The organism is Miniimonas sp. S16 (assembly GCF_057748195.1).
Genome location: NZ_CM173242.1, coordinates 2,770,905 through 2,790,024 on the forward strand (window position 1 = coordinate 2,770,905; position 19,120 = coordinate 2,790,024).

The following is a 19,120-nucleotide window of genomic DNA, read 5'->3' on the forward strand; positions in this document are numbered from 1 at the left end:
GGCACGACGCGAAGGCCCGGAACCTCTTCAGGTTCCGGGCCTTCGTGGTGGCAGGTGAGGGATTCGAACCCCCGAAGCATTCCGCGGCTGATTTACAGTCAGCTCCCTTTGGCCGCTCGGGCAACCTGCCGTGTGACGCCGTGCCCCGCAGGGCCGGTCGAGCATACCGTCCCCGGAGCGGTTCCACGAAATCCGGGCGGGCGGTGAACGAGAGGTCAGGCGTCGCCGGCCCGACCCACCGCCTCCGGCGCGGGTACGTGCCGAAGCCGGCGCACGCCGTCGACCGTGATGATCGCGAGCGCGACCCACACCAGGCCGAACCCGATCCACCGCGCCACCGGCATCGGCTCGTGGAACACGAGCACCGCCACGCCCAGCTGCATGATCGGGGCGATGTACTGCAGCGACCCCAGCGTGGCCAGCGGCAGTCGCCGCGCGGCCGACGCGAACAGCAGCAGCGGAACGGCCGTGACCGGCCCCGCCGCCACGAGCAGGAGAGCGAACCAGAACGGCCCCACCACCTCGCCCGGACCGCCGAACGCGCCCGCGCCGGTGGCGGCGAGCACGACGAGGTAGACCAGCGCGAGCGGCGCGAGCACGAGCGTCTCGGTGGTGAGGCCCGGCAGCGCGGGCACCTCGCCGCCCACCCGGTTCTTGATGAGCCCGTACAGCCCGAACGAGAACGCGAGCGCGAGCGCGATCCACGGCACGCGACCGTACCCGACGGCGATCACCACCACCGCGACGCCGGTCAGCCCCAGCGCGACCCACTGGGCCGGTGCGAGGCGCTCGCGCAGCACGAGCACCGCGAGCAGCGCCGTGACGATCGGGTTGATGAAGTACCCCAGCGCCGCGTCGGCCGCGTGCTGCGTGGAGACCGCGTGCACGTACGTGGTCCAGTTCGCCGCGATGAGCACGGCGGCGACGGCGAGCGTGCCCAGCACGCGACGGTTGCGCAGGACGCGGAGCAGCTGGGGCATGGTCCGCGTCACGGCGAGGAGCAGCAGGCAGAACAGGGCGCTCCACAGCACGCGGTGCGCGACGATCTCCAGCGCGCTGGCCGGGGCGAGGGCGACCATGTAGAGCGGCAGGACGCCCCACAGCAGGTAGGCGCCCGCGCCCGCGGCGAGCCCCGTGGCGCCGTCGCCGAACGCGCGGTCGCGGTCGCGGAAGAGGGGCACGCCGACAGCGTACGGACCCGCGCCGACACAGGTATCCGCGTCTCGCGGGGCTGCCCGCCGGGCCGATGAGCTCTCCGGATCACACACGGTTCGCGCAGCGCGAACGGCATCCTGGCGCCGATTTCGCAATGTCTGCCGCGAGCGTGTACCCTCGCATGGCTGCCCCGATAGCTCAGTCGGCAGAGCGTCTCCATGGTAAGGAGAAGGTCAAGGGTTCGATTCCCTTTCGGGGCTCTGATCACCGCACGTGTCACGCGTGCCGGTGATCGAGGCGGGGTAGCTCAGACGGTTAGAGCGCACGACTCATAATCGTGAGGTCGCGGGTTCGATCCCCGCCCCCGCTACCACCAGCGGCCCTCGGGCCGCTTTCGGCGTGCCGTCGACCCGCTGCAGCGACGGTAGGAGTGCCAGACCGCAGCACCGCGCAAGCAAAGGACACGGCCGTGGCCAGCAAGACCTCTGACATCCGCCCGAAGATCACGCTCGCGTGCTCGGTGTGCAAGGAGCGGAACTACATCACGCGCAAGAACCGTCGGAACAACCCCGACCGGCTCGAGCTGAACAAGTACTGCTCGCGCTGCAACGCCTCCACCTCGCACCGCGAGACCCGCTGACCCTGGTGGTCGGCGCCGTCGACGCCTCGCGCGTCGGGAGCGTGTTCACCGGCACGCCGCCTTTCGAGGTGACGCGCCGGGACGTCGTCGCGTTCGCGGACGCGGTCGGGGCCACCTCGTCCGTGCACCGCGACGTCGACGCCGCGCGTGCCGCCGGGTACGCCGACCTCGTCGCGCCGGTGACGTTCGCCGTCGTCGTCGCCCAGGAGGCCGAGTCCGAGTACATCGCGGACCCCGCGTCCGGCATCGACTTCTCGCGCGTCGTGCACGCCGACGAGTCCTTCGCGCACCGCCGCCCGCTCGTCGCGGGGGAGAGCGTCACCACCGCGGTGCACGTCGACGCGGTCACCACCCGTGGCCCGCTGACGCTGGTCACCACCCGCACCGAGCTCACCGATGCCGCCGGCGACGGCGTGGCCACCGTGGTCTCCACCCTCGCCGTGCGCGGGGCGGACGCATGAGCGCGCCGACCTCGCCGTCAGCGCTGACCGACGCCGCAGTCGGCGACGTGCTGTTCACCCGCGAGGTCGAGCTGACCCGCGACCGCCTCGTGCGCTACGCCGGCGCGAGCCGCGACTTCAACGCGATCCACTACAACGACGCCGTCGCCGAGCGGGTCGGCCTCCCCGGGGTCATCGCCCACGGCATGCTCACGATGGGCCTCGCCGGCTCAGCGCTCACGGACTGGCTGCAGGAGTCCGACCCCCGCGGCGTCGCGCGGGTCGCCCGATACTCGACGCGATTCTCCCGACCCATCCAGGTCCCGGCCACCGGGTCGGTGACGCTCACGATCACCGGCACGCTCGGCGCCGTGGACCAGACCGACGCCGACGGCGAGCCCTGCGTCCGCGTCGACCTGCGGGCTGAGGCGGCGGGCGTCACGGTGCTCGCCAAGGCTCAGGCGTTCATCCGAGTCTGAGCCCTGACCGGCCGTCGGCCTGGCGCCGCCAAGGCTCAGCCGGACCTGGGCTCGGTCGGGCGCGGGCTCAGCCCGCCTCGCCGGACGACCGCGACTCAGGCACCGGCCCGAGCGTCGTCCCCGCCCGCGGCCACACCCCGAGCTCGACCGACGCAGGCGGCTCGCCGCGCATCATCGCCACCGCCATCTCGCCCGCCAGCTGCCCCTTGCGCGCCACCGGCTGCTCGACCGAGTCGATGACGTCGGGCGCGAGCCAGGGCAGGTCGACGCCGTCGAACCCCGTCACCGACAGGTCGTGGGGGATCGACAGTCCCAGCTCCCGGGCGGCGAGCACGACGCCCGCGGCGAGGAGGTCGGAGAGGGCGATGATCGCCGTCGGGCGCTCGTTCGGGGGCACGTCGAGGAGCGCCTTCGCCGCCTCGAAACCCTCCTCCACGAGTGAGCCGCACGTCTCGTAGACGGCCGTCGGCCGCACGCCGGCGCGGGCGAGGCCGGTCATCCGGTCGCGGGTGAAGCGGTACGTGGCGGCGTCGGCCGCGGCGTCGAGGCCGTGCCGCGGGCCCCGGCGGCGCTCGCGTCCCCAGGGCAGCGTCACGACGGCGACCCGCGTGTGGCCGAGGGCGAGCACGCGGGCGCCGAGCTCGGCCATGCCCTCCTCGTCGGTCATGGTGACCGAGGCCGCGCCCGGCAGCGCCGACTCCATGAGCACGACCGGTGTACCGCGCCGGGTGAGCGCCTGCAGGATCTCGTCCGCGCCGTCGACGCTGCGCAGGAAGATGGCCGCGTCCATCGCGGCGCGCGTGGCCAGGTCCACGCCCTCGCCGCCGTTGTTGACGCGGATGAGGAGCATGCCGAGGTCGTGCGCGCCGAGGGTGTCGGCGATGCCGTCGAGGGTGCGGATCGCGACGGGATCGCGGAAGTGGGCCGCGAGCTCGCCGCCGGTGATGACGCCGACCACGCCGCTGGTCCCGCGCCGCAGCGACCGTGCGAGGGGGTCCGGGCCGGAGTACCCGAGCTCGGCTGCTGCGGTCAGCACGCGCTCGCGGGTGGCCGCGGACACGGGCCCGGAGCCGGAGAACGTCAGGGACACGGTCGACGGCGACACGCCGGCCAGGCGTGCGACGTCGGCTAGCGTGGCGCGGGACACAGGACCTCCTTCGTGGTCGGGGTCGCGTGGACCCCGATCGATGCCCCAGACTAGACCCATGCCTCGAATCGATTCGACCCTTGGCGTGCCCGGGCGGCCGCGCGTCGTCGCTGCCTCCTGGTCGGTCGTGGCCGTGTTCGCGCTCTCCGGCTTCATGTTCGCCTCGTGGGTGTCGCGCATTCCCGCGGTCCGCGACGACCTGAGTCTGAGCCCCGCGACGATCGGGCTGATCCTGCTCGTCGGGTCGATCGGGTCGGTGGGCGCACTGCCCCTCACGGGCGCCGTGGTGACCCGGCTCGGGACGCGACGCACCGTCGTGGTTGCGGCCACGATCGCCGCGATCGGGTACGTCCTCGTGGTCGGGGGCTTCCTGCTCGGCAGCGTCCCGGCGATGGCGGTCGCGATGGCGATCGCCAACGTGGGCGTCGCGGGGTGGGACGTCGCGATGAACATCGAGGGCGCGATGGTCGAGCAGGGCCTCGGCCGCGCGATCATGCCCGTCTACCACGCCGGGTTCTCCGGCGGCACCGTGCTGGGTGCCGCGATCGGTGCGCTCATGGCGCGCCTCGACGTCCCGCTCCAGGTGCACCTGCCGGTGGCGATGGGACTGGCGCTGCTCGCCGTCGTGGTCTCCGTGCGGTGGTTCCTGCCCGAGGAGGGCGGGACGCCGCACGCGGCGACCACGCCCGAGGGTGGGGGAGTCGGCGCCGACGCCGTCGGTGGCCACGGCGGCACCGGCGAGGAGAAGGTGAGCGCCCGCGCGACCTTCGCCGCGTGGCTCGAGCCGCGCACGCTGCTCATCGGCCTCGTGGTGCTCTCGGCCGCACTCACCGAGGGCGCCGCGAACGACTGGCTGAGCCTCGCCTCGATCGAGTCGTTCGACCTCACCAACTCCGACGCCGCGCTCATGCTCACGGTGTTCCTCGTCGCGATGACGGTGATGCGGTTCATCGGCACGCGGCTGCTCGACGTCTTCGGCCGCGTGTTGGTCCTGCGGTTCTGCATCGCGTCGGCGCTCGCGGGGCTGCTGCTGTTCGGGCTCGCGCCCTCGGTGCCGCTCGGCATCGTCGGCATCGTGCTGTGGGGCCTCGGCGCCGCGCTCGGGTTCCCGGTCGGCATGTCGGCCGCCTCCGACGACCCGAAGCACGCGGCCGCTCGCGTCTCGGTGGTCTCGACCATCGGCTACACGGCGTTCCTCGCCGGCCCGCCGCTGCTCGGCCTGCTGGCCGAGCACGTCGGCTACGCGAACGCGCTGCTCGCGATCACCGTGCCGCTGCTCATCAGCCTCTTCCTCACCGGCGCGACGCGTCCGCTGCCGGGGTCGGTCGGGGCGGTCGTCGACCCGGCGGACGCCGATCGGGAGCCGTAGGCTCGAGCGCATGACGACCCTCGCTGAGCTCACCACGCTGCGCGTCGGCGGCGAGGTCGCCTCCCTCGTCACCGCCGAGACCGAGGCCGAGCTCGTCGACGCCGTGCGCACGGCCGACGAGGCCGGCACCCCGGTGCTGGTGCTCGGCGGAGGGTCGAACGTGCTCGCCTCCGACGACCCCTTCCCGGGCGTGGTGGTCCGCGACGGGCGGCGTGGCATCCAGATCCGCGAGTCCTCCGCGTGCGGCGGCGCCGACGTCGTGATCCCGGCGGGGGAGGTCTGGGACGACGTCGTGGTGCGCGCCGTGGCCGAGGGGTGGTCCGGCGTCGAGGCGCTCTCGGGCATCCCGGGCAGCGTCGGCGCCACGCCCGTGCAGAACGTCGGCGCGTACGGCCAGGAGGTCGGCGACACGCTCGCGTTCGTCCGGACCTGGGACCGCGGCGCGGGAGCGATCCGCACGTTCGCGCGCGCCCAGCTCGAGCTCGGCTACCGCACCTCGATCCTCAAGCGCACCTTCACGGTGCCCGACGACTCCGGCCGGACCTGGGGCCCGACGCCGCGGTACGTGGTCCTCGAGGTCGGCCTGCAGCTTCCGCTCGCCGACCGCTCCCAACCCGTGAGGTACGCCGAGCTCGCGCGGACCCTCGACGTGCCGGTCGGCACCCGCGTCGCCTCGAGCGAGGTCCGCGAGGCCGTGCTCGGCCTGCGCCGCGGCAAGGGGATGGTCCTCGACGCGGCCGACCACGACACCTGGAGCGCCGGCTCGTTCTTCACCAATCCCGTGCTCGACGCCGGCGCCTCGGCCGCGCTTCCGGCCGACGCCCCGCGGTTCCCCATCGGGGACACCGGGCTGGTCAAGAGCTCCGCCGCGTGGCTCATCAGCCACGCGGGCTTCGAACGCGGGCACGGGCTGCCGGGGCCGGCAGCGGTGTCGACCAAGCACTCGCTCGCGCTCACCAACCGCGGGGGAGCGCGCGCCGCCGACATCGTCGCGCTCGCTCGTGAGGTGCGCGACGGCGTGGCGCGCACCTTCGGCGTCGTGCTGGAGCCGGAGCCGGTGCTCGTCGGCCTCACGCTCTGACGCCGCGCGCGCCTGGTCCTGGACCACCCCGTCCTGGATCGCCTCGTCTCGCCGTGCCCGGCGCCGGCCGCCTCGCCGGTCGCACGACCGGCCACGCGACCGGGCCCCGGGTCGCGCTTCCGACCTTGCCCGTGACCTGGGCGGGGTGGTGCCGCGTGTGGGGTGGACGTGGCGACGGCGGTGTCGACGTGGGGCGCGCCGAGCGGAAACCCCACCCGGAAGCACTCCGCCCCGACGACCTGCGCATAGATCAGATATATAGAGCAGTGATACACTGAGGGGTGTCCGACGCTCTCGACGACCTCGCCGCGACCCTCGTCGTCTCCGCCAGCCGGTTCGGCCGCACCGCCTCCCGCGCCACGGGGACCCACCGGTCCCTCGTCGCGCACCGCGTGCTCGGGAACCTGCACAACGAGGGGCCGCTCCGCATCGGCGAGCTGACGCACCTCGAGGGGATCACCCAGCCCGCGATGACCTCGGCCGTGAACCGGCTCGAGGCGGAGGGGCTGGTCGCCCGGACGGCGGACCCCGAGGACGCGCGTGCCAGCGTCGTCGTGCTTACGGACGCAGGCCGTGCGGAGGTGGCGGACTTCCGCCTCCGCGCGGCCGCCCACGTGCGCCCGCTGCTCGACGCGCTCGGGCCTGACGACGTCGACGTCCTGCGTCGCGCCGGAGCGCTGTTCCGGGACATGACCGACGCCATGGTCCCGGGTGTCGCGCACGCCCGCGCACCGGTGGCCGGTGCGGCCCCGCGCGGCTAACGGCCGCCCGACGGCGAGCCTCGCCCACACCTAAGCGGCACCACGTCCGACGGCGAGCCTCAGCCCGCCCGACGGCGAGCACTCTCAGCACCATCAGCAACTCAGGAGGACCCGTGACCCGGCTCGACCCGCCCCTGACCACCGCGGACGAGACGACCAGTGCGCCGCCCGCTGCTCCCCGGACCCGCGAGTCGGCGTCGTCCGCCGCGACGCCGGCCGCGGCGACGCGAGCGCCGTCGATCCTGCACCAGCCCGCCGCCGTGTGGGCGATCGCCTTCGCGTGCGCCGTGTCCTTCATGGGCATCGGCCTCGTCGACCCGATCCTCCCGGCGATCAGCTCCGAGCTGGGCGCGACACCGTCGCAGACGATGCTGCTGTTCACCAGCTACCTGCTCATCACCGCCGTCGCGATGTTCTTCACGGGCTTCGTCTCGAGCCGGCTCGGCGTGCGCCGCACGCTGCTGGTCGGGCTAGCGCTCGTCGTCGTGTTCGCCACCCTGGCCGGCGCGTCCGGCTCGGTCGAGGCGATCATCGGCTTCCGCGGTGGCTGGGGCCTGGGGAACGCCCTGTTCATCTCGACGGCGCTCGCGGCGATCGTCGGTGCCGCCTCCGGTGGCAGCGGCCAGGCGGTCATCCTCTACGAGGCCGCGCTCGGCGTCGGCATGGCGGTGGGACCGCTGCTCGGCGGGGCGCTCGGCGAGGTGAGCTGGCGCGCGCCGTTCTTCGGCACCGCGAGCCTCATGGCGATCGCGTTCATCGCGATCGTCGCGATGCTGCGCGACACGCCCCGGCCCGCGCACGTCGGCCTCGGCGCCGGGATCGCCGCACTGCGCCACCCCGCGCTGCGCACGCTGGCGGTGACGGCGGTGTTCTACAACTACGCGTTCTTCACGCTGCTGGCCTACTCGCCCTACCCGGTCGAGGCCGCGGGCGCGGACCAGGGCCTCGCGATCGGTGCGCACGAGCTCGGCCTGGTGTTCTTCGGCTGGGGGCTGGCGCTCGCCGTCGCCTCGGTGTTCGTCGCGCCGGTGCTCACCCGGCGGTTCGGGCTGCGCCCGGTGCTGTTCGCGATGCTGGGGCTGCTCGGCGTCACGATGGCGGTCATGGCGGTGGCGGTGACGTCGTTCGCGGCGCTGGTGACGGCCGTCGTCGTCGCCGGTCTGTTCCTCGGCTTGCTCAACACCGCCTTGACCGAGACCGTCATGGAGGCGACCGATCTGCCGCGCAGCGTCGCCTCCTCGACCTACTCGGGGGTGCGCTTCCTCGGCGGGGCGATCGCCCCCGCCGTCGCCGGCTCGATCGCGACCGCCTTCGGCGCCGGCGCGCCGTACTGGTTCGCGGTCGGTGCGCTCGTGGTGGCCGTGCTGGTGCTCGTGATCGGCGGCCGGACCCTGGCGGGCATCGGGCGTCCGCACGCCGACGCGCAGGACGAGGCCGCCGCGATCACCGCGGGCGACGAGGCCTGAGCCCGATCGCAGGCCCGGTCGCCGTGACGCCACAGCGACTCGCCGTGACGCCACAGCGACTCGGCCGGCCCTCCGCGCGGGACGCGTGTCTCTGACCTGCGCCGACGCGTGCGGCGGTCGTCCGAGCAGGCTCGGGAGTCGCTCTCGCGTCACGGCGAGTCGCTCTCCCGTCACGGAGAGAGGCGCGCGCCGAGTTCACGCCGGGGCCGCGGCCTCCCACGCGGCGACCTCGGCGAGCCACGCGGTCCGGTCCCGCTCGGGCGCGAGGCTCGAGCCGATCGCGTCCCGGGCGAGGGCGGCGAGCTCGCCGTCGGACAGGCCGTGCACCCGCCGGGCCGCCTCGTACTGCGCGACGAGCCGCGAGCCGAACAGCAGCGGGTCGTCGGCACCGAGCGCCACCGGAACCCCCGCGTCGACCAGCGCGCGCAGCGGCACGTGCCGCGCCTCGTGGAACACGCCGAGCGAGACGTTCGACGCCGGGCACACCTCGCACGCGATGCCGGCCGCTGCGAGCTCGTCCAGCAGCGCGGGGTCCTCGGCGGCGCGCACGCCGTGTCCGAGACGCCGCGGGCGCAGGTGCGTGACGACGTCGCGCACGTGCTCCGGGCCGAGCAGCTCACCGCCGTGCGGCACGCTCGCGAGACCCGCCCGCGCGGCGATCGCGAAGGCGGGCGCGAACTCCGCGGTGACGCCGCGGCGCTCGTCGTTGGACAGCCCGAACCCCACCACCTCGCCCGGCCCGTCGCCCGCGTGCCGCGCCGCGAGCCGCGCCAACGTGCGTGCCTCGAGCGGGTGGCGCAGGCGCGAGGAGGCGACGACGATCCCCACCGACACGCCCGTCGCGGCCTGGGCGCGGCGCGCCTCGTCGAGCACGATCTCCAGCGCGGGCGTCAGGCCGCCGACGTGGGGCGCGTAGGAGGTCGGGTCGACCTGCAGCTCCAGGCGCCGTGAACCCTCGGCGGCGTCGTCCTCGACCGCCTCGCGCAGCACCCGGCGCATCGCCTGCTCGCTGTGTACGACCCCGCGCGCGGCGTCGTACAGGCGCTGGAACCGGAACCAGCCGCGGACGTCGGCCGGCACGTCCGGCACGCCGTCCAGCAGCGCGGCCGGCAGGCGCACGCCCGCCGCCTCGGCGAGCTCCACGAGCGTCGCGAGCCGCATCGACCCCGTGAAGTGCAGGTGCAGGTGCGCCTTGGGAAGCGTCGTGAGGTCGCGCATCGTCCCGAGTCTAGGGACGCCGGCCGCGGCGCCCGGTGGGCTCAGCGCGCCTCACCGAGCAGCGCCGCGATCCGTCCGACGCCCTCGGCGAGCGCGTCGTCGCCGAGCGCGTAGGACAGCCGCAGGTAGCCGCTCGGACCGAACGCCTCACCGGGCACGACGGCGACCTCCGCCTCCGTGAGGATCAGCTCGGCCAGCGCGGCGGACGTCGTGGGCACCACGCCGCGGATCTCCCGACCCAGCACCCCCTCGACCGAGGGGTAGACGTAGAAGGCGCCCTTCGGCGTCGGGCACGACACGCCGTCGATCGCGTCCAGGGCCGCCACGATGGCCCGTCGCCGACGGTCGAAGGCCTGGCGCATCTGCGCGACGGCGTCCAGCCCGCCGGTGAGCGCGGCGATCGCCGCGCGCTGCGCCACGTTGTTGACGTTCGAGGTCAGGTGCGACTGCAGGTTGGTCGCGGCGCGGATGACGTCGGCCGGGCCCTGCATCCAGCCGACCCGCCAGCCCGTCATCGCGTACGTCTTGGCGACGCCGTTGAGCACGATGGTGGTGTCGGCGAGCTCGGGCACGACGCCGAGCACGGGCGTGAACACCGCGTCGTCGTAGACGAGGTGCTGGTAGATCTCGTCGGTGATGACCCAGACGCCGTGCTCGAGCGCCCACCGCCCGATGGCCTCGACCTGAGCCGCGTCGTACACCGCGCCGGTGGGGTTCGACGGCGAGCACAGCAGCAGCGCCTTCGTCGCCGGGGTGCGGGCCGCCTCGAGCTGGTCGACCGTCACGAGGTAGCCCGCGTCGGCACCGGCGAAGACCTCGACCGGGACGCCGCCCGCGAGCCGGATGGCCTCGGGGTAGGTGGTCCAGTACGGCGCGGGCAGCAGCACCTCGTCGCCCGGGTCGACCACGGCCGCGAACGCCTGGTAGACGGCCTGCTTCCCGCCGTTCGTCACCAGCACGCTCGACGGCGAGACCTCGTACCCGCTGTCGCGCAGCGTCGCGGCCGCGATCGCCTCACGCAGCGCGGGCAGGCCCGCGGCCGGGCTGTAGCGGTGGTTGACCGGGTCGTAGCAGGCCGCCGCGGCCGCCTCGACGATGTGCGCGGGCGTCGGGAAGTCCGGCTCGCCGGCACCGAACCCGATGACGGGGCGGCCGGCGGCCTTGAGCGCCTTGGCCTTCGCGTCGACGGCGAGCGTGGCCGACTCGGCGATCGCGGCGAGGCGCGCGGAGACGCGGGCGCGAGGGGTGGCGGTGGGCGAGTCGGTCGCGGACGAGGCGGCGGGCTCGACGTGGGCCTGGTCGGGGGTCGCGGAGGTCGAAGCGGTGGTCACGGTCCTATCGTGGCATCGACGGGCCCCGGTCGGTTCGACCCGGCCGCCAACCTCGCGTAGAGTGTCTCCTCGGTGCCTGCCGCCGCGATGCTCGACCATGCCCCCTTCCCCCCTTCTGGTGCGGGACGGCTACGGTTCGGCGACGACGGCGAACGCGGGCACCGTAGGGCAGTGGCGCAATTGGTAGCGCACCGGTCTCCAAAACCGGCGGTTGTGGGTTCGAGTCCCGCCTGCCCTGCACACCGGGCCGCGAACGCGGTCCGTGCACCGCGGAAGGAGGGGTCATGAGCGAGTCCAGCACCGCCGAGGCGAACCGGCCGGGCAAGAGCTCCAAGGAGCAGCAGCCGGGGCTGTTCGCCCGCATCGCCCTCTTCGTCCGTCAGGTCGTGGCCGAGCTGCGCAAGGTCGTCACGCCGACGCGCTCGGAGCTCGTGAACTACACCATCGTGGTGCTCGTGTTCGTGCTCCTGGTGATGGCGTTCGTCTTCGTGCTCGACTTCGGCATCGGCAAGCTCGTCATGTGGGTCTTCGGCACCCCGAGCGCCTGACCCCGCGCGGTCCACGGACCGCGACGACCGCACGATCACGAGAGAAAGCAGGCCGGACGTGTCCGAGACCCACTCGACGGACGTCGAGGAGACCGACGTCGCCACGAGCGAGGCCGTCGACGCCCCCGAGGTGGCCGACGCGATCGACGGCGGCGACACCGTCGCCCCCGAGGAGTCCGCCGTCGAGGTGGCCGAGTCCGACGACGCCACCGCCGACGAGGCCGCGGCAGACGCCGCCGAGCCCGAGTCCGAGGAGGACGTCGACCCGGTCGAGGCCTTCCGCCGCGAGCTCATCGCGCTGCCCGGTGACTGGTACGTCATCCACTCCTACGCGGGCTACGAGAACCGCGTGAAGTCGAACCTCGAGACCCGCATCTCGACCCTCAACATGGAGGAGTACATCTTCCAGATCGAGGTCCCGATGGAGGAGGTCGTCGAGATCAAGGCGAACGCGCAGAAGAAGGTCGTCAAGCGCGTCCGCATCCCCGGCTACGTCCTGGTCCGGATGGACCTCACCGACGAGTCGTGGGGCGCCGTCCGGCACACCCCGGGCGTCACGGGCTTCGTGGGGCACACCCACTCCCCGGTCCCGCTCACGATCCCCGAGGTCATCTCGATGCTGGCGCCCGTGGTCGAGGCGCGCACGCCCGCCGCGCAGCGCGGCGGTGGCGGCGCCACCCAGGCGAGCCGGCCGATCGAGGTCGACTTCGTGGTGGGCGAGTCCATCACGGTCACCGACGGCCCCTTCGAGGGCATGCCGGCCACGATCTCGGAGATCCAGCCCGAGTCGGCCAAGCTCAAGGTGCTCGTCTCCATCTTCGGCCGGGACACCCCGGTCGAGCTGTCGTTCGGCCAGGTCACCAAGATCTGACCGACGGCCACGACCGCCTCGCGGCGGCCGTGCCACCCTGCAACCGGGTCATCGCCCACGGCGTCGGCCCATCACACCGAAGGAACGCAGCATGCCTCCCAAGAAGAAGGTCTCCGGCCTCATCAAGCTCCAGATCAACGCGGGCGCCGCCAACCCGGCCCCGCCGATCGGCCCCGCGCTCGGTCAGCACGGCGTCAACATCATGGAGTTCTGCAAGGCCTACAACGCCGCGACCGAGTCGCAGCGCGGCAACGTGATCCCCGTCGAGATCACCGTCTACGAGGACCGCTCGTTCACGTTCATCCTCAAGACGCCGCCGGCCGCCGAGCTCATCAAGAAGGCCGCCGGGGTCGCCAAGGGTTCGCCCACGCCGCACACCACGAAGGTCGCGTCGCTGACCAAGGAGCAGGTGCGCGAGATCGCCACCACCAAGCTCGCCGACCTCAACGCCAACGATCTCGCCGCCGCCGAGAAGATCATCGCCGGCACCGCGCGCTCGATGGGCATCACCGTCTCCGAGTGAGACATCCGTGCTGACACCCGTCGGCGCAACCGTGACGGCCGCCGGCCGTCACGAGTGGCAGGGCCCGCGTGGGCCCGAGGACCACGACTGCCGTTCCGGGCCGAGCGCCCGGACGAACCAAGGAGCAGACAGCATGGCCACGCACGGCAAGAGCTACCGCAAGGCGGCGACCGCGGTCGACCGCACCACCACGTACGCCCCGCTCGCGGCCGTCCGGCTCGCCAAGGAGACGGCGACGGCGAAGTTCGACTCCACGGTCGAGGTCGCCTTCCGCCTCGGCGTCGACCCGCGCAAGGCGGACCAGATGGTGCGCGGCACCGTCAACCTTCCCCACGGCACGGGCAAGACCGCCCGCGTCGTCGTGTTCGCCGTCGGCGACCGCGCCCAGCAGGCCCTCGAGGCCGGCGCGGACGAGGTCGGCGGCGACGAGCTGATCGAGAAGGTCGCCGCCGGCTACACCGACTTCGACGCCGCGATCGCGACGCCGGACCTCATGGGCAAGGTCGGCCGCCTCGGCCGCGTGCTCGGCCCGCGCGGCCTCATGCCGAACCCGCGCACCGGCACGGTCACGATGGACGTGGCCAAGGCCGTCACCGAGATCAAGGGTGGCCGCATCGAGTTCCGCGTCGACAAGCACGCGAACCTGCACGTCATCATCGGCAAGGTCTCCTTCACGGACGAGCAGCTCGCCGAGAACTACGCCGCCGCGCTCGAGGAGATCCTGCGTCTCAAGCCGTCGTCGTCGAAGGGCCGCTACCTCACCAAGGGCACGGTCTCCACGACGATGGGCCCGGGCATCCCGCTCGACGTCACCAAGACGCGCAACGTCGCGTCCGAGGACGCCGCCTGAGCCACGCGCTCCAGCGCCACGCACGCCACGCTCGCAGGGCCCGGACCGACTCGGTCCGGGCCCTGCGGCGTCCGGACGCGATGGACGAACCGGTGCTCGCCGTCGTGTACGATGGTGACGTACCCCAGACCGCCGGTCATCCTGGCTGCCCTCGACGCGCGAGCGCCCGAGCACGCCGGAGCGAAGTTCCTCAGGGAAGCCTGCGCAGGTGCGAGTTCGCGAGTGCGGCGCCACGTGCGCCGATGACCCGATGAGCCCCGTGCCTGCGCACGGGGCTTTCTCTGTGGGCGACGCAGCCGGGGGTCGTCACTCGAAAGGAATGCCATGGCGAGGCCGGACAAGGCGGCAGCCGTCGCCGAGCTCACCGAGCTCTTCCGCGGCTCCAGCGCGGCGGTGCTCACCGAGTACCGCGGGCTGACGGTCGCCCAGCTCAAGGCACTGCGCACGGCCCTCGGGGCCGACGCGCACTACGCCGTGGCGAAGAACACGCTGACCGCGATCGCGGCGCGCGAGGCTGGTCTGGAGGGCTTCGCCGAGAAGCTCGCCGGCCCCTCCGCCATCGCGTTCGTCACCGGGGACCCGGTGAACGCGGCCAAGGGTCTGCGTGACTTCGCCAAGGCGAACCCGGCACTGGTCGTCAAGGCCGGAGTGCTGGACGGCAAGGAGATCACTCCTGCCGAGATCACTGCCCTCGCGGACCTCGAGTCCCGTGAGGTGCTGCTGGCCAAGGCGGTCGGCGCGATGAAGGCGAAGCTCTACCAGGCTGCGTACCTCTTCACCGCTCCCGCATCGCAGGCGGTCCGCACCATCGACGCCCTGCGCGAGAAGCAGGCCGACGCCGCCTGAGACCTGCGGGCCTCGGCCCTCAGGCACCAGCGGTGTCATCCCACCACCCCGTACTCGCGCACCACGCGCAGGACACATCACAGGAAGGAACGCCGACCATGGCGAAGCTCACCACCGACGAGCTCATCGACGCTTTCAAGGAGCTCACCCTCATCGAGCTCTCCGAGTTCGTGAAGCAGTTCGAGGAGGTCTTCGAGGTCACCGCGGCCGCCCCGGCCGCCGTCGCCGTCGCCGCCCCCGCGGGCGCCGCTCCCGCCGAGGAGGTCGAGGAGCAGACGGAGTTCGACGTCATCCTCGAGGCCGTCGGCTCGCAGAAGATCGCCGTCATCAAGGAGGTGCGCACCCTGACCGGCCTCGGCCTGAAGGAGGCGAAGGACCTCGTTGACGGCGCTCCCAAGCCGGTTCTCGAGGCCGCCACCAAGGAGGCTGCCGACAAGGCCAAGGAGCAGCTCGAGGGCGCCGGCGCGACCGTCGTGATCAAGTGACCTCAGCGACCACTCGCTGACCGCTCGCTGAGCACCGCGGCCTCGGCCGCAGCCCACGGGGCCCGCACCGTCCGGTGCGGGCCCCGTGGCCGTGTCGCCATTCTGCACGACTCGGCGCGTCGCTGCCGGCTCCGGCGACCCGCTTCCCGCACACTCCGCCCCGGGGTTGACCGAGCTAGGCAACTTCGGTATGCTCGCGCTTTGCGCTGTCCTGTGCCCCCCAACCCGTTCGATGACTTGTGCTGCCCTCGTCCACCCCGGCGTGGGTCAGGTCTTCGTCGTCGTGCCCTGAGGGCCTAGGCCCGCGCGCGAGAACACCCTTTTCGTAGGGAAGGATCCCTCTTGGCTGCCTCGAGCACCTCCTCGACCGCTGACGCTATCGCTAACCGCACCGCCTCGCGACGAGTCTCGTTCGCGAAGATCACCGAGCCTCTTCAGGCCCCCGACCTCCTCGGTCTCCAGACCGACAGCTTCGACTGGCTCCTCGGAAACGAGCGCTGGCGGGCCCGCGTGGAGGAGGCCGCCAAGCGCAACCAGACGGTCCCCGCCACCTCGGGCCTGGAGGAGATCTTCGCCGAGATCTCCCCGATCGAGGACCTCGGTGGCTCCATGTCGCTCTCGTTCCGGGACCACCGGTTCGAGTCGCCGAAGTTCACGTCCGAGGAGTGCAAGGAGAAGGACTTCACCTTCGCCGCGCCGCTCTACGTGACCGCCGAGTTCGTCAACTACACGACCGGTGAGATCAAGTCGCAGACCGTGTTCATGGGCGACTTCCCGCTCATGACCGAGCGCGGCACGTTCGTCATCAACGGCACCGAGCGCGTCGTCGTGTCGCAGCTCGTCCGTTCCCCGGGCGTCTACTTCGAGCGCCTCGCGGACAAGACGTCGGACAAGGACGTCTTCACCACGAAGATGATCCCGAGCCGCGGCGCGTGGCTCGAGTTCGAGATCGACAAGCGTGACGCCGTCGGCGTGCGCATCGACCGCAAGCGCAAGCAGTCGGTCACGGTCTTCCTCAAGGCGCTCGGCCTCACCGAGGCGCAGATCCGCGAGGAGTTCGCCGAGTTCCCGGTCGTGCTGGAGACCCTGGAGAAGGACTCCGTCCAGACCCAGGACGAGGCGCTGCTGGACATCTACCGCAAGATCCGTCCGGGCGAGCCGCCCACGGTCGAGGCCGGCGGCGCGCTGCTGGACAACTTCTACTTCAACCCCAAGCGCTACGACCTCGCGAAGGTCGGCCGCTACAAGCTGAACAAGAAGCTGGGCCGGCAGGCCGCGCTCACGGACTCGGTGCTCGGCGTCGACGACATCGTGGCGACGGTCAAGTACCTCGCGGCGCTGCACCGCGGGCTCGACGAGCTCACGCTCGGCACGCCCGAGGAGCCGGTCGTGGTGCGCGTCGAGACCGACGACATCGACCACTTCGGCAACCGGCGCATCCGCGCCGTGGGCGAGCTCATCCAGAACCAGGTCCGCACGGGCCTGTCCCGGATGGAGCGCGTCGTGCGCGAGCGCATGACCACGCAGGACGTCGAGGCGATCACGCCCCAGACGCTCATCAACATCCGGCCCGTCGTCGCCTCCATCAAGGAGTTCTTCGGCACGAGCCAGCTGTCGCAGTTCATGGACCAGAACAACCCCCTCGCCGGCCTGACGCACAAGCGTCGCCTGTCGGCGCTCGGCCCGGGTGGTCTCTCCCGCGACCGCGCGAGCATGGAGGTCCGTGACGTCCACCCGTCGCACTACGGCCGCATGTGCCCGATCGAGACCCCCGAGGGTCCGAACATCGGCCTCATCGGCTCGCTGGCGACGTACGCGCGGATCAACCCGTTCGGGTTCGTCGAGACGCCGTACCGCAAGGTGGTCGACGGTGTGGTGTCCGACGACGTCGAGTACCTGACGGCCGACGACGAGGACCGTCACGTCATCGCGCAGGCGAACGCCCCGCTCACCGCGGACAACACGTTCGCGGAGAAGAACGTGCTCGTCCGCGCCGGTGGCGAGGAGGCCGTCCTGGTCCCCGCCGACGAGGTGGACTACATGGACGTCTCGCCGCGGCAGATGGTGTCCGTCGCGACGGCCATGATCCCGTTCCTCGAGCACGACGACGCCAACCGCGCCCTCATGGGCGCGAACATGCAGCGGCAGGCCGTGCCGCTGGTGCGCAGCGAGGCCCCCCTCGTCGGCACCGGCATGGAGCGGCGCGCGGCCGTGGACGCCGGGGACGTCATCGTGGCGACCAAGCCCGGTGTGGTCTCCGAGGTCTCGGCCGACGCGATCACCGTCACGCACGACGACGGCACGTACTACACGTACCGCGTCGCCAAGTTCCAGCGCTCGAACCAGGGCACCTCCTACAACCAGCGCGTGCTGGTCGACGAGGGCCAGCGGGTCGAGGTCGGCTCGGTGCTGGCGGACGGTCCGGCGACGGACGAGGGCGAGCTCGCCCTGGGCCGCAACCTCCTCGTGGGCTTCATGTCCTGGGAGGGGCACAACTACGAGGACGCGATCATCCTCAGCCAGCGCCTGGTGTCCGAGGACGTCCTGTCCTCGATCCACATCGAGGAGCACGAGGTCGACGCTCGTGACACGAAGCTCGGCCCCGAGGAGATCACCCGGGACATCCCGAACGTCTCCGACGAGGTCCTCGCGGACCTCGACGAGCGCGGGATCGTGCGGATCGGTGCCGAGGTCGGCGCCGGCGACGTGCTGGTGGGCAAGGTCACGCCGAAGGGTGAGACCGAGCTGACCCCGGAGGAGCGCCTGCTGCGCGCCATCTTCGGCGAGAAGTCGCGCGAGGTGCGCGACACCTCGCTCAAGGTGCCGCACGGTGAGTCCGGCACGGTCATCGGCGTGCGCGAGTTCAACCGCGAGGACGGCGACGAGCTGCCCCCCGGCGTGAACCAGCTCGTGCGGGTGTACGTGGCGCAGCGCCGCAAGATCACCGACGGCGACAAGCTCGCCGGCCGTCACGGCAACAAGGGCGTCATCTCCAAGATCCTCCCGATCGAGGACATGCCGTTCCTCGAGGACGGGACGCCCCTGGACGTCGTGCTCAACCCGCTCGGTGTGCCCGGCCGCATGAACGTCGGCCAGGTGCTCGAGACGCACCTCGGCTGGGTCGCCAAGACCGGCTGGGACGCGTCCCTCTACGAGGGTCCGCGGGACGAGAAGGCCGGGACGCCGGAGTGGGCCCGGGTGCTGCCCGAGAGCGCACTCGTGGGTGCGCCCGGGACGCCGGTCGCCACGCCCGTCTTCGACGGCGTGCGCGAGGAGGAGCTTGCGGGTCTGCTCGACTCGACGCTGCTCACGCGCGACGGCCAGCGGCTCATCGACTCCACCGGCAAGGCGCGGCTGTTCGACGGCCGCTCCGGCGAGCCGTTCCCGGAGCCGGTGTCGGTCGGCTACATGTACATCCTCAAGCTCCACCACCTGGTCGACGACAAGATCCACGCGCGCTCGACCGGCCCGTACTCGATGATCACGCAGCAGCCCCTGGGCGGTAAGGCCCAGTTCGGTGGCCAGCGGTTCGGCGAGATGGAGGTGTGGGCCCTCGAGGCGTACGGCGCCGCCTACGCGCTGCAGGAGCTCCTGACCATCAAGTCGGACGACGTCCCGGGCCGCGTGAAGGTCTACGAGGCCATCGTGAAGGGGGAGAACATCCCCGAGCCCGGCATCCCCGAGTCCTTCAAGGTGCTCATCAAGGAGATGCAGTCGCTCTGCCTGAACGTCGAGGTCCTCTCGGCGGACGGCACCCTCATCGAGATGCGCGACACCGACGAGGAGGTCTACCGGGCGGCTGAGGAGCTCGGCATCGACCTGTCCCGTCGTCCCGACGCGAGCAGCGTCGACGAGATCTGAGGACGACGGCGCGCCCGGCCACGGCCGGGCGCGCCGGCCCCGGATCCCA

General features: G+C 72.3%; 18 protein-coding genes and 4 tRNA genes. 17 read left to right on the forward strand and 5 right to left on the reverse strand.

Annotated elements, in window-relative coordinates; all coding sequences use genetic code 11:
- Nucleotides 1–45: 45 nt before the first annotated feature.
- Nucleotides 46–130: transfer RNA gene (locus AC3AQ1_RS12055), tRNA-Tyr, on the reverse strand.
- 85 nt (nt 131–215) lie between these two features.
- Complete coding sequence (gene rarD, locus AC3AQ1_RS12060; protein WP_234417498.1) at nt 216–1,181, reverse strand: EamA family transporter RarD; 966 nt, start codon at nt 1,179–1,181, stop codon at nt 216–218.
- 161 nt (nt 1,182–1,342) lie between these two features.
- On the opposite strand from rarD, the gene AC3AQ1_RS12065 reads away from it, so the two are divergent.
- From AC3AQ1_RS12065 to AC3AQ1_RS12085, 5 genes are all read left to right on the forward strand, one after another.
- A tRNA-Thr gene (locus tag AC3AQ1_RS12065) sits at nt 1,343–1,415 on the forward strand.
- 36 nt (nt 1,416–1,451) lie between these two features.
- A tRNA-Met gene (locus AC3AQ1_RS12070) sits at nt 1,452–1,528 on the forward strand.
- 96 nt (nt 1,529–1,624) lie between these two features.
- A complete protein-coding gene (gene rpmG / locus AC3AQ1_RS12075; RefSeq protein ID WP_108719172.1) occupies nt 1,625–1,795 on the forward strand; it encodes a 50S ribosomal protein L33 in 171 nt (56 codons plus the stop codon).
- Nucleotides 1,796–1,800: 5 nt separating this feature from the next.
- Entirely contained in the window at nt 1,801–2,256 is a 456-nt protein-coding gene (locus AC3AQ1_RS12080; RefSeq protein WP_108719173.1) for an FAS1-like dehydratase domain-containing protein, read from the forward strand.
- The gene (locus AC3AQ1_RS12085; protein WP_108719174.1) at nt 2,253–2,714 is read left to right on the forward strand and encodes a MaoC/PaaZ C-terminal domain-containing protein; all 462 of its coding nucleotides are present in this window, start codon (nt 2,253–2,255) and stop codon (nt 2,712–2,714) included. Before AC3AQ1_RS12080 ends, AC3AQ1_RS12085 begins: the two co-directional genes overlap by 4 nt.
- Nucleotides 2,715–2,781: 67 nt before the next feature.
- On the opposite strand, the gene AC3AQ1_RS12090 is transcribed toward AC3AQ1_RS12085, so the two are convergent.
- Nucleotides 2,782–3,861, reverse strand: a complete 1,080-nt coding sequence (locus tag AC3AQ1_RS12090; RefSeq protein WP_304595665.1) for a LacI family DNA-binding transcriptional regulator — start codon at nt 3,859–3,861, stop codon at nt 2,782–2,784.
- Nucleotides 3,862–3,919: 58 nt separating this feature from the next.
- On the opposite strand from AC3AQ1_RS12090, the gene AC3AQ1_RS12095 reads away from it, so the two are divergent.
- The 4 genes from AC3AQ1_RS12095 (at nt 3,920) to AC3AQ1_RS12110 (ending at nt 8,538) form a co-directional block, all read left to right on the forward strand.
- Complete coding sequence (locus AC3AQ1_RS12095) at nt 3,920–5,230, forward strand: MFS transporter (RefSeq protein WP_108719176.1); 1,311 nt, start codon at nt 3,920–3,922, stop codon at nt 5,228–5,230.
- A gap of 10 nt (nt 5,231–5,240) precedes the next feature.
- The gene (locus tag AC3AQ1_RS12100) at nt 5,241–6,311 is read left to right on the forward strand and encodes a UDP-N-acetylmuramate dehydrogenase (RefSeq protein WP_108719177.1); all 1,071 of its coding nucleotides are present in this window, start codon (nt 5,241–5,243) and stop codon (nt 6,309–6,311) included.
- 281 nt (nt 6,312–6,592) lie between these two features.
- Nucleotides 6,593–7,072 (forward strand): MarR family winged helix-turn-helix transcriptional regulator, encoded by a 480-nt coding sequence (locus AC3AQ1_RS12105; protein WP_108719178.1) that lies wholly within the window; start codon nt 6,593–6,595, stop codon nt 7,070–7,072.
- A 113-nt stretch (nt 7,073–7,185) separates the two neighbouring features.
- Entirely contained in the window at nt 7,186–8,538 is a 1,353-nt protein-coding gene (locus AC3AQ1_RS12110) for an MFS transporter (protein WP_370445280.1), read from the forward strand.
- Between the two features lie 195 nt (nt 8,539–8,733).
- Here AC3AQ1_RS12110 and AC3AQ1_RS12115 read toward each other — a convergent pair whose 3' ends face one another.
- Both AC3AQ1_RS12115 and AC3AQ1_RS12120 read right to left on the reverse strand, forming a co-directional pair.
- Complete coding sequence (locus tag AC3AQ1_RS12115; RefSeq protein ID WP_108719179.1) at nt 8,734–9,756, reverse strand: adenosine deaminase; 1,023 nt, start codon at nt 9,754–9,756, stop codon at nt 8,734–8,736.
- Nucleotides 9,757–9,797: 41 nt separating this feature from the next.
- Nucleotides 9,798–10,967 (reverse strand): pyridoxal phosphate-dependent aminotransferase, encoded by a 1,170-nt coding sequence (locus tag AC3AQ1_RS12120; protein ID WP_234417963.1) that lies wholly within the window; start codon nt 10,965–10,967, stop codon nt 9,798–9,800.
- Nucleotides 10,968–11,252: 285 nt separating this feature from the next.
- Here AC3AQ1_RS12120 and AC3AQ1_RS12125 point away from each other — a divergent pair.
- The 8 genes from AC3AQ1_RS12125 to rpoB all read left to right on the forward strand — a co-directional run bounded on the left by AC3AQ1_RS12125 (nt 11,253) and on the right by rpoB (nt 19,071).
- Nucleotides 11,253–11,325: transfer RNA gene (locus AC3AQ1_RS12125), tRNA-Trp, on the forward strand.
- A 46-nt stretch (nt 11,326–11,371) separates the two neighbouring features.
- Nucleotides 11,372–11,635 carry a preprotein translocase subunit SecE gene (secE, locus tag AC3AQ1_RS12130; RefSeq protein ID WP_108719181.1) on the forward strand — a complete coding sequence of 88 codons (264 nt, stop codon included), beginning with the start codon at nt 11,372–11,374 and terminating at the stop codon, nt 11,633–11,635.
- 58 nt (nt 11,636–11,693) lie between these two features.
- Complete coding sequence (gene nusG / locus AC3AQ1_RS12135) at nt 11,694–12,506, forward strand: transcription termination/antitermination protein NusG (RefSeq protein WP_370445281.1); 813 nt, start codon at nt 11,694–11,696, stop codon at nt 12,504–12,506.
- 91 nt (nt 12,507–12,597) lie between these two features.
- Entirely contained in the window at nt 12,598–13,029 is a 432-nt protein-coding gene (gene rplK, locus AC3AQ1_RS12140) for a 50S ribosomal protein L11 (protein ID WP_108719183.1), read from the forward strand.
- A 133-nt stretch (nt 13,030–13,162) separates the two neighbouring features.
- On the forward strand, nt 13,163–13,879 hold the full coding sequence (gene rplA / locus AC3AQ1_RS12145) for a 50S ribosomal protein L1 (RefSeq protein WP_108719184.1): 717 nt from the start codon (nt 13,163–13,165) through the stop codon (nt 13,877–13,879).
- 324 nt (nt 13,880–14,203) lie between these two features.
- Nucleotides 14,204–14,725, forward strand: a complete 522-nt coding sequence (gene rplJ, locus AC3AQ1_RS12150; protein ID WP_108719185.1) for a 50S ribosomal protein L10 — start codon at nt 14,204–14,206, stop codon at nt 14,723–14,725.
- A gap of 98 nt (nt 14,726–14,823) precedes the next feature.
- Entirely contained in the window at nt 14,824–15,210 is a 387-nt protein-coding gene (gene rplL / locus AC3AQ1_RS12155; protein ID WP_108719186.1) for a 50S ribosomal protein L7/L12, read from the forward strand.
- Nucleotides 15,211–15,552: 342 nt separating this feature from the next.
- On the forward strand, nt 15,553–19,071 hold the full coding sequence (gene rpoB, locus AC3AQ1_RS12160) for a DNA-directed RNA polymerase subunit beta (protein ID WP_108719187.1): 3,519 nt from the start codon (nt 15,553–15,555) through the stop codon (nt 19,069–19,071).
- Nucleotides 19,072–19,120 lie beyond the last annotated feature (49 nt).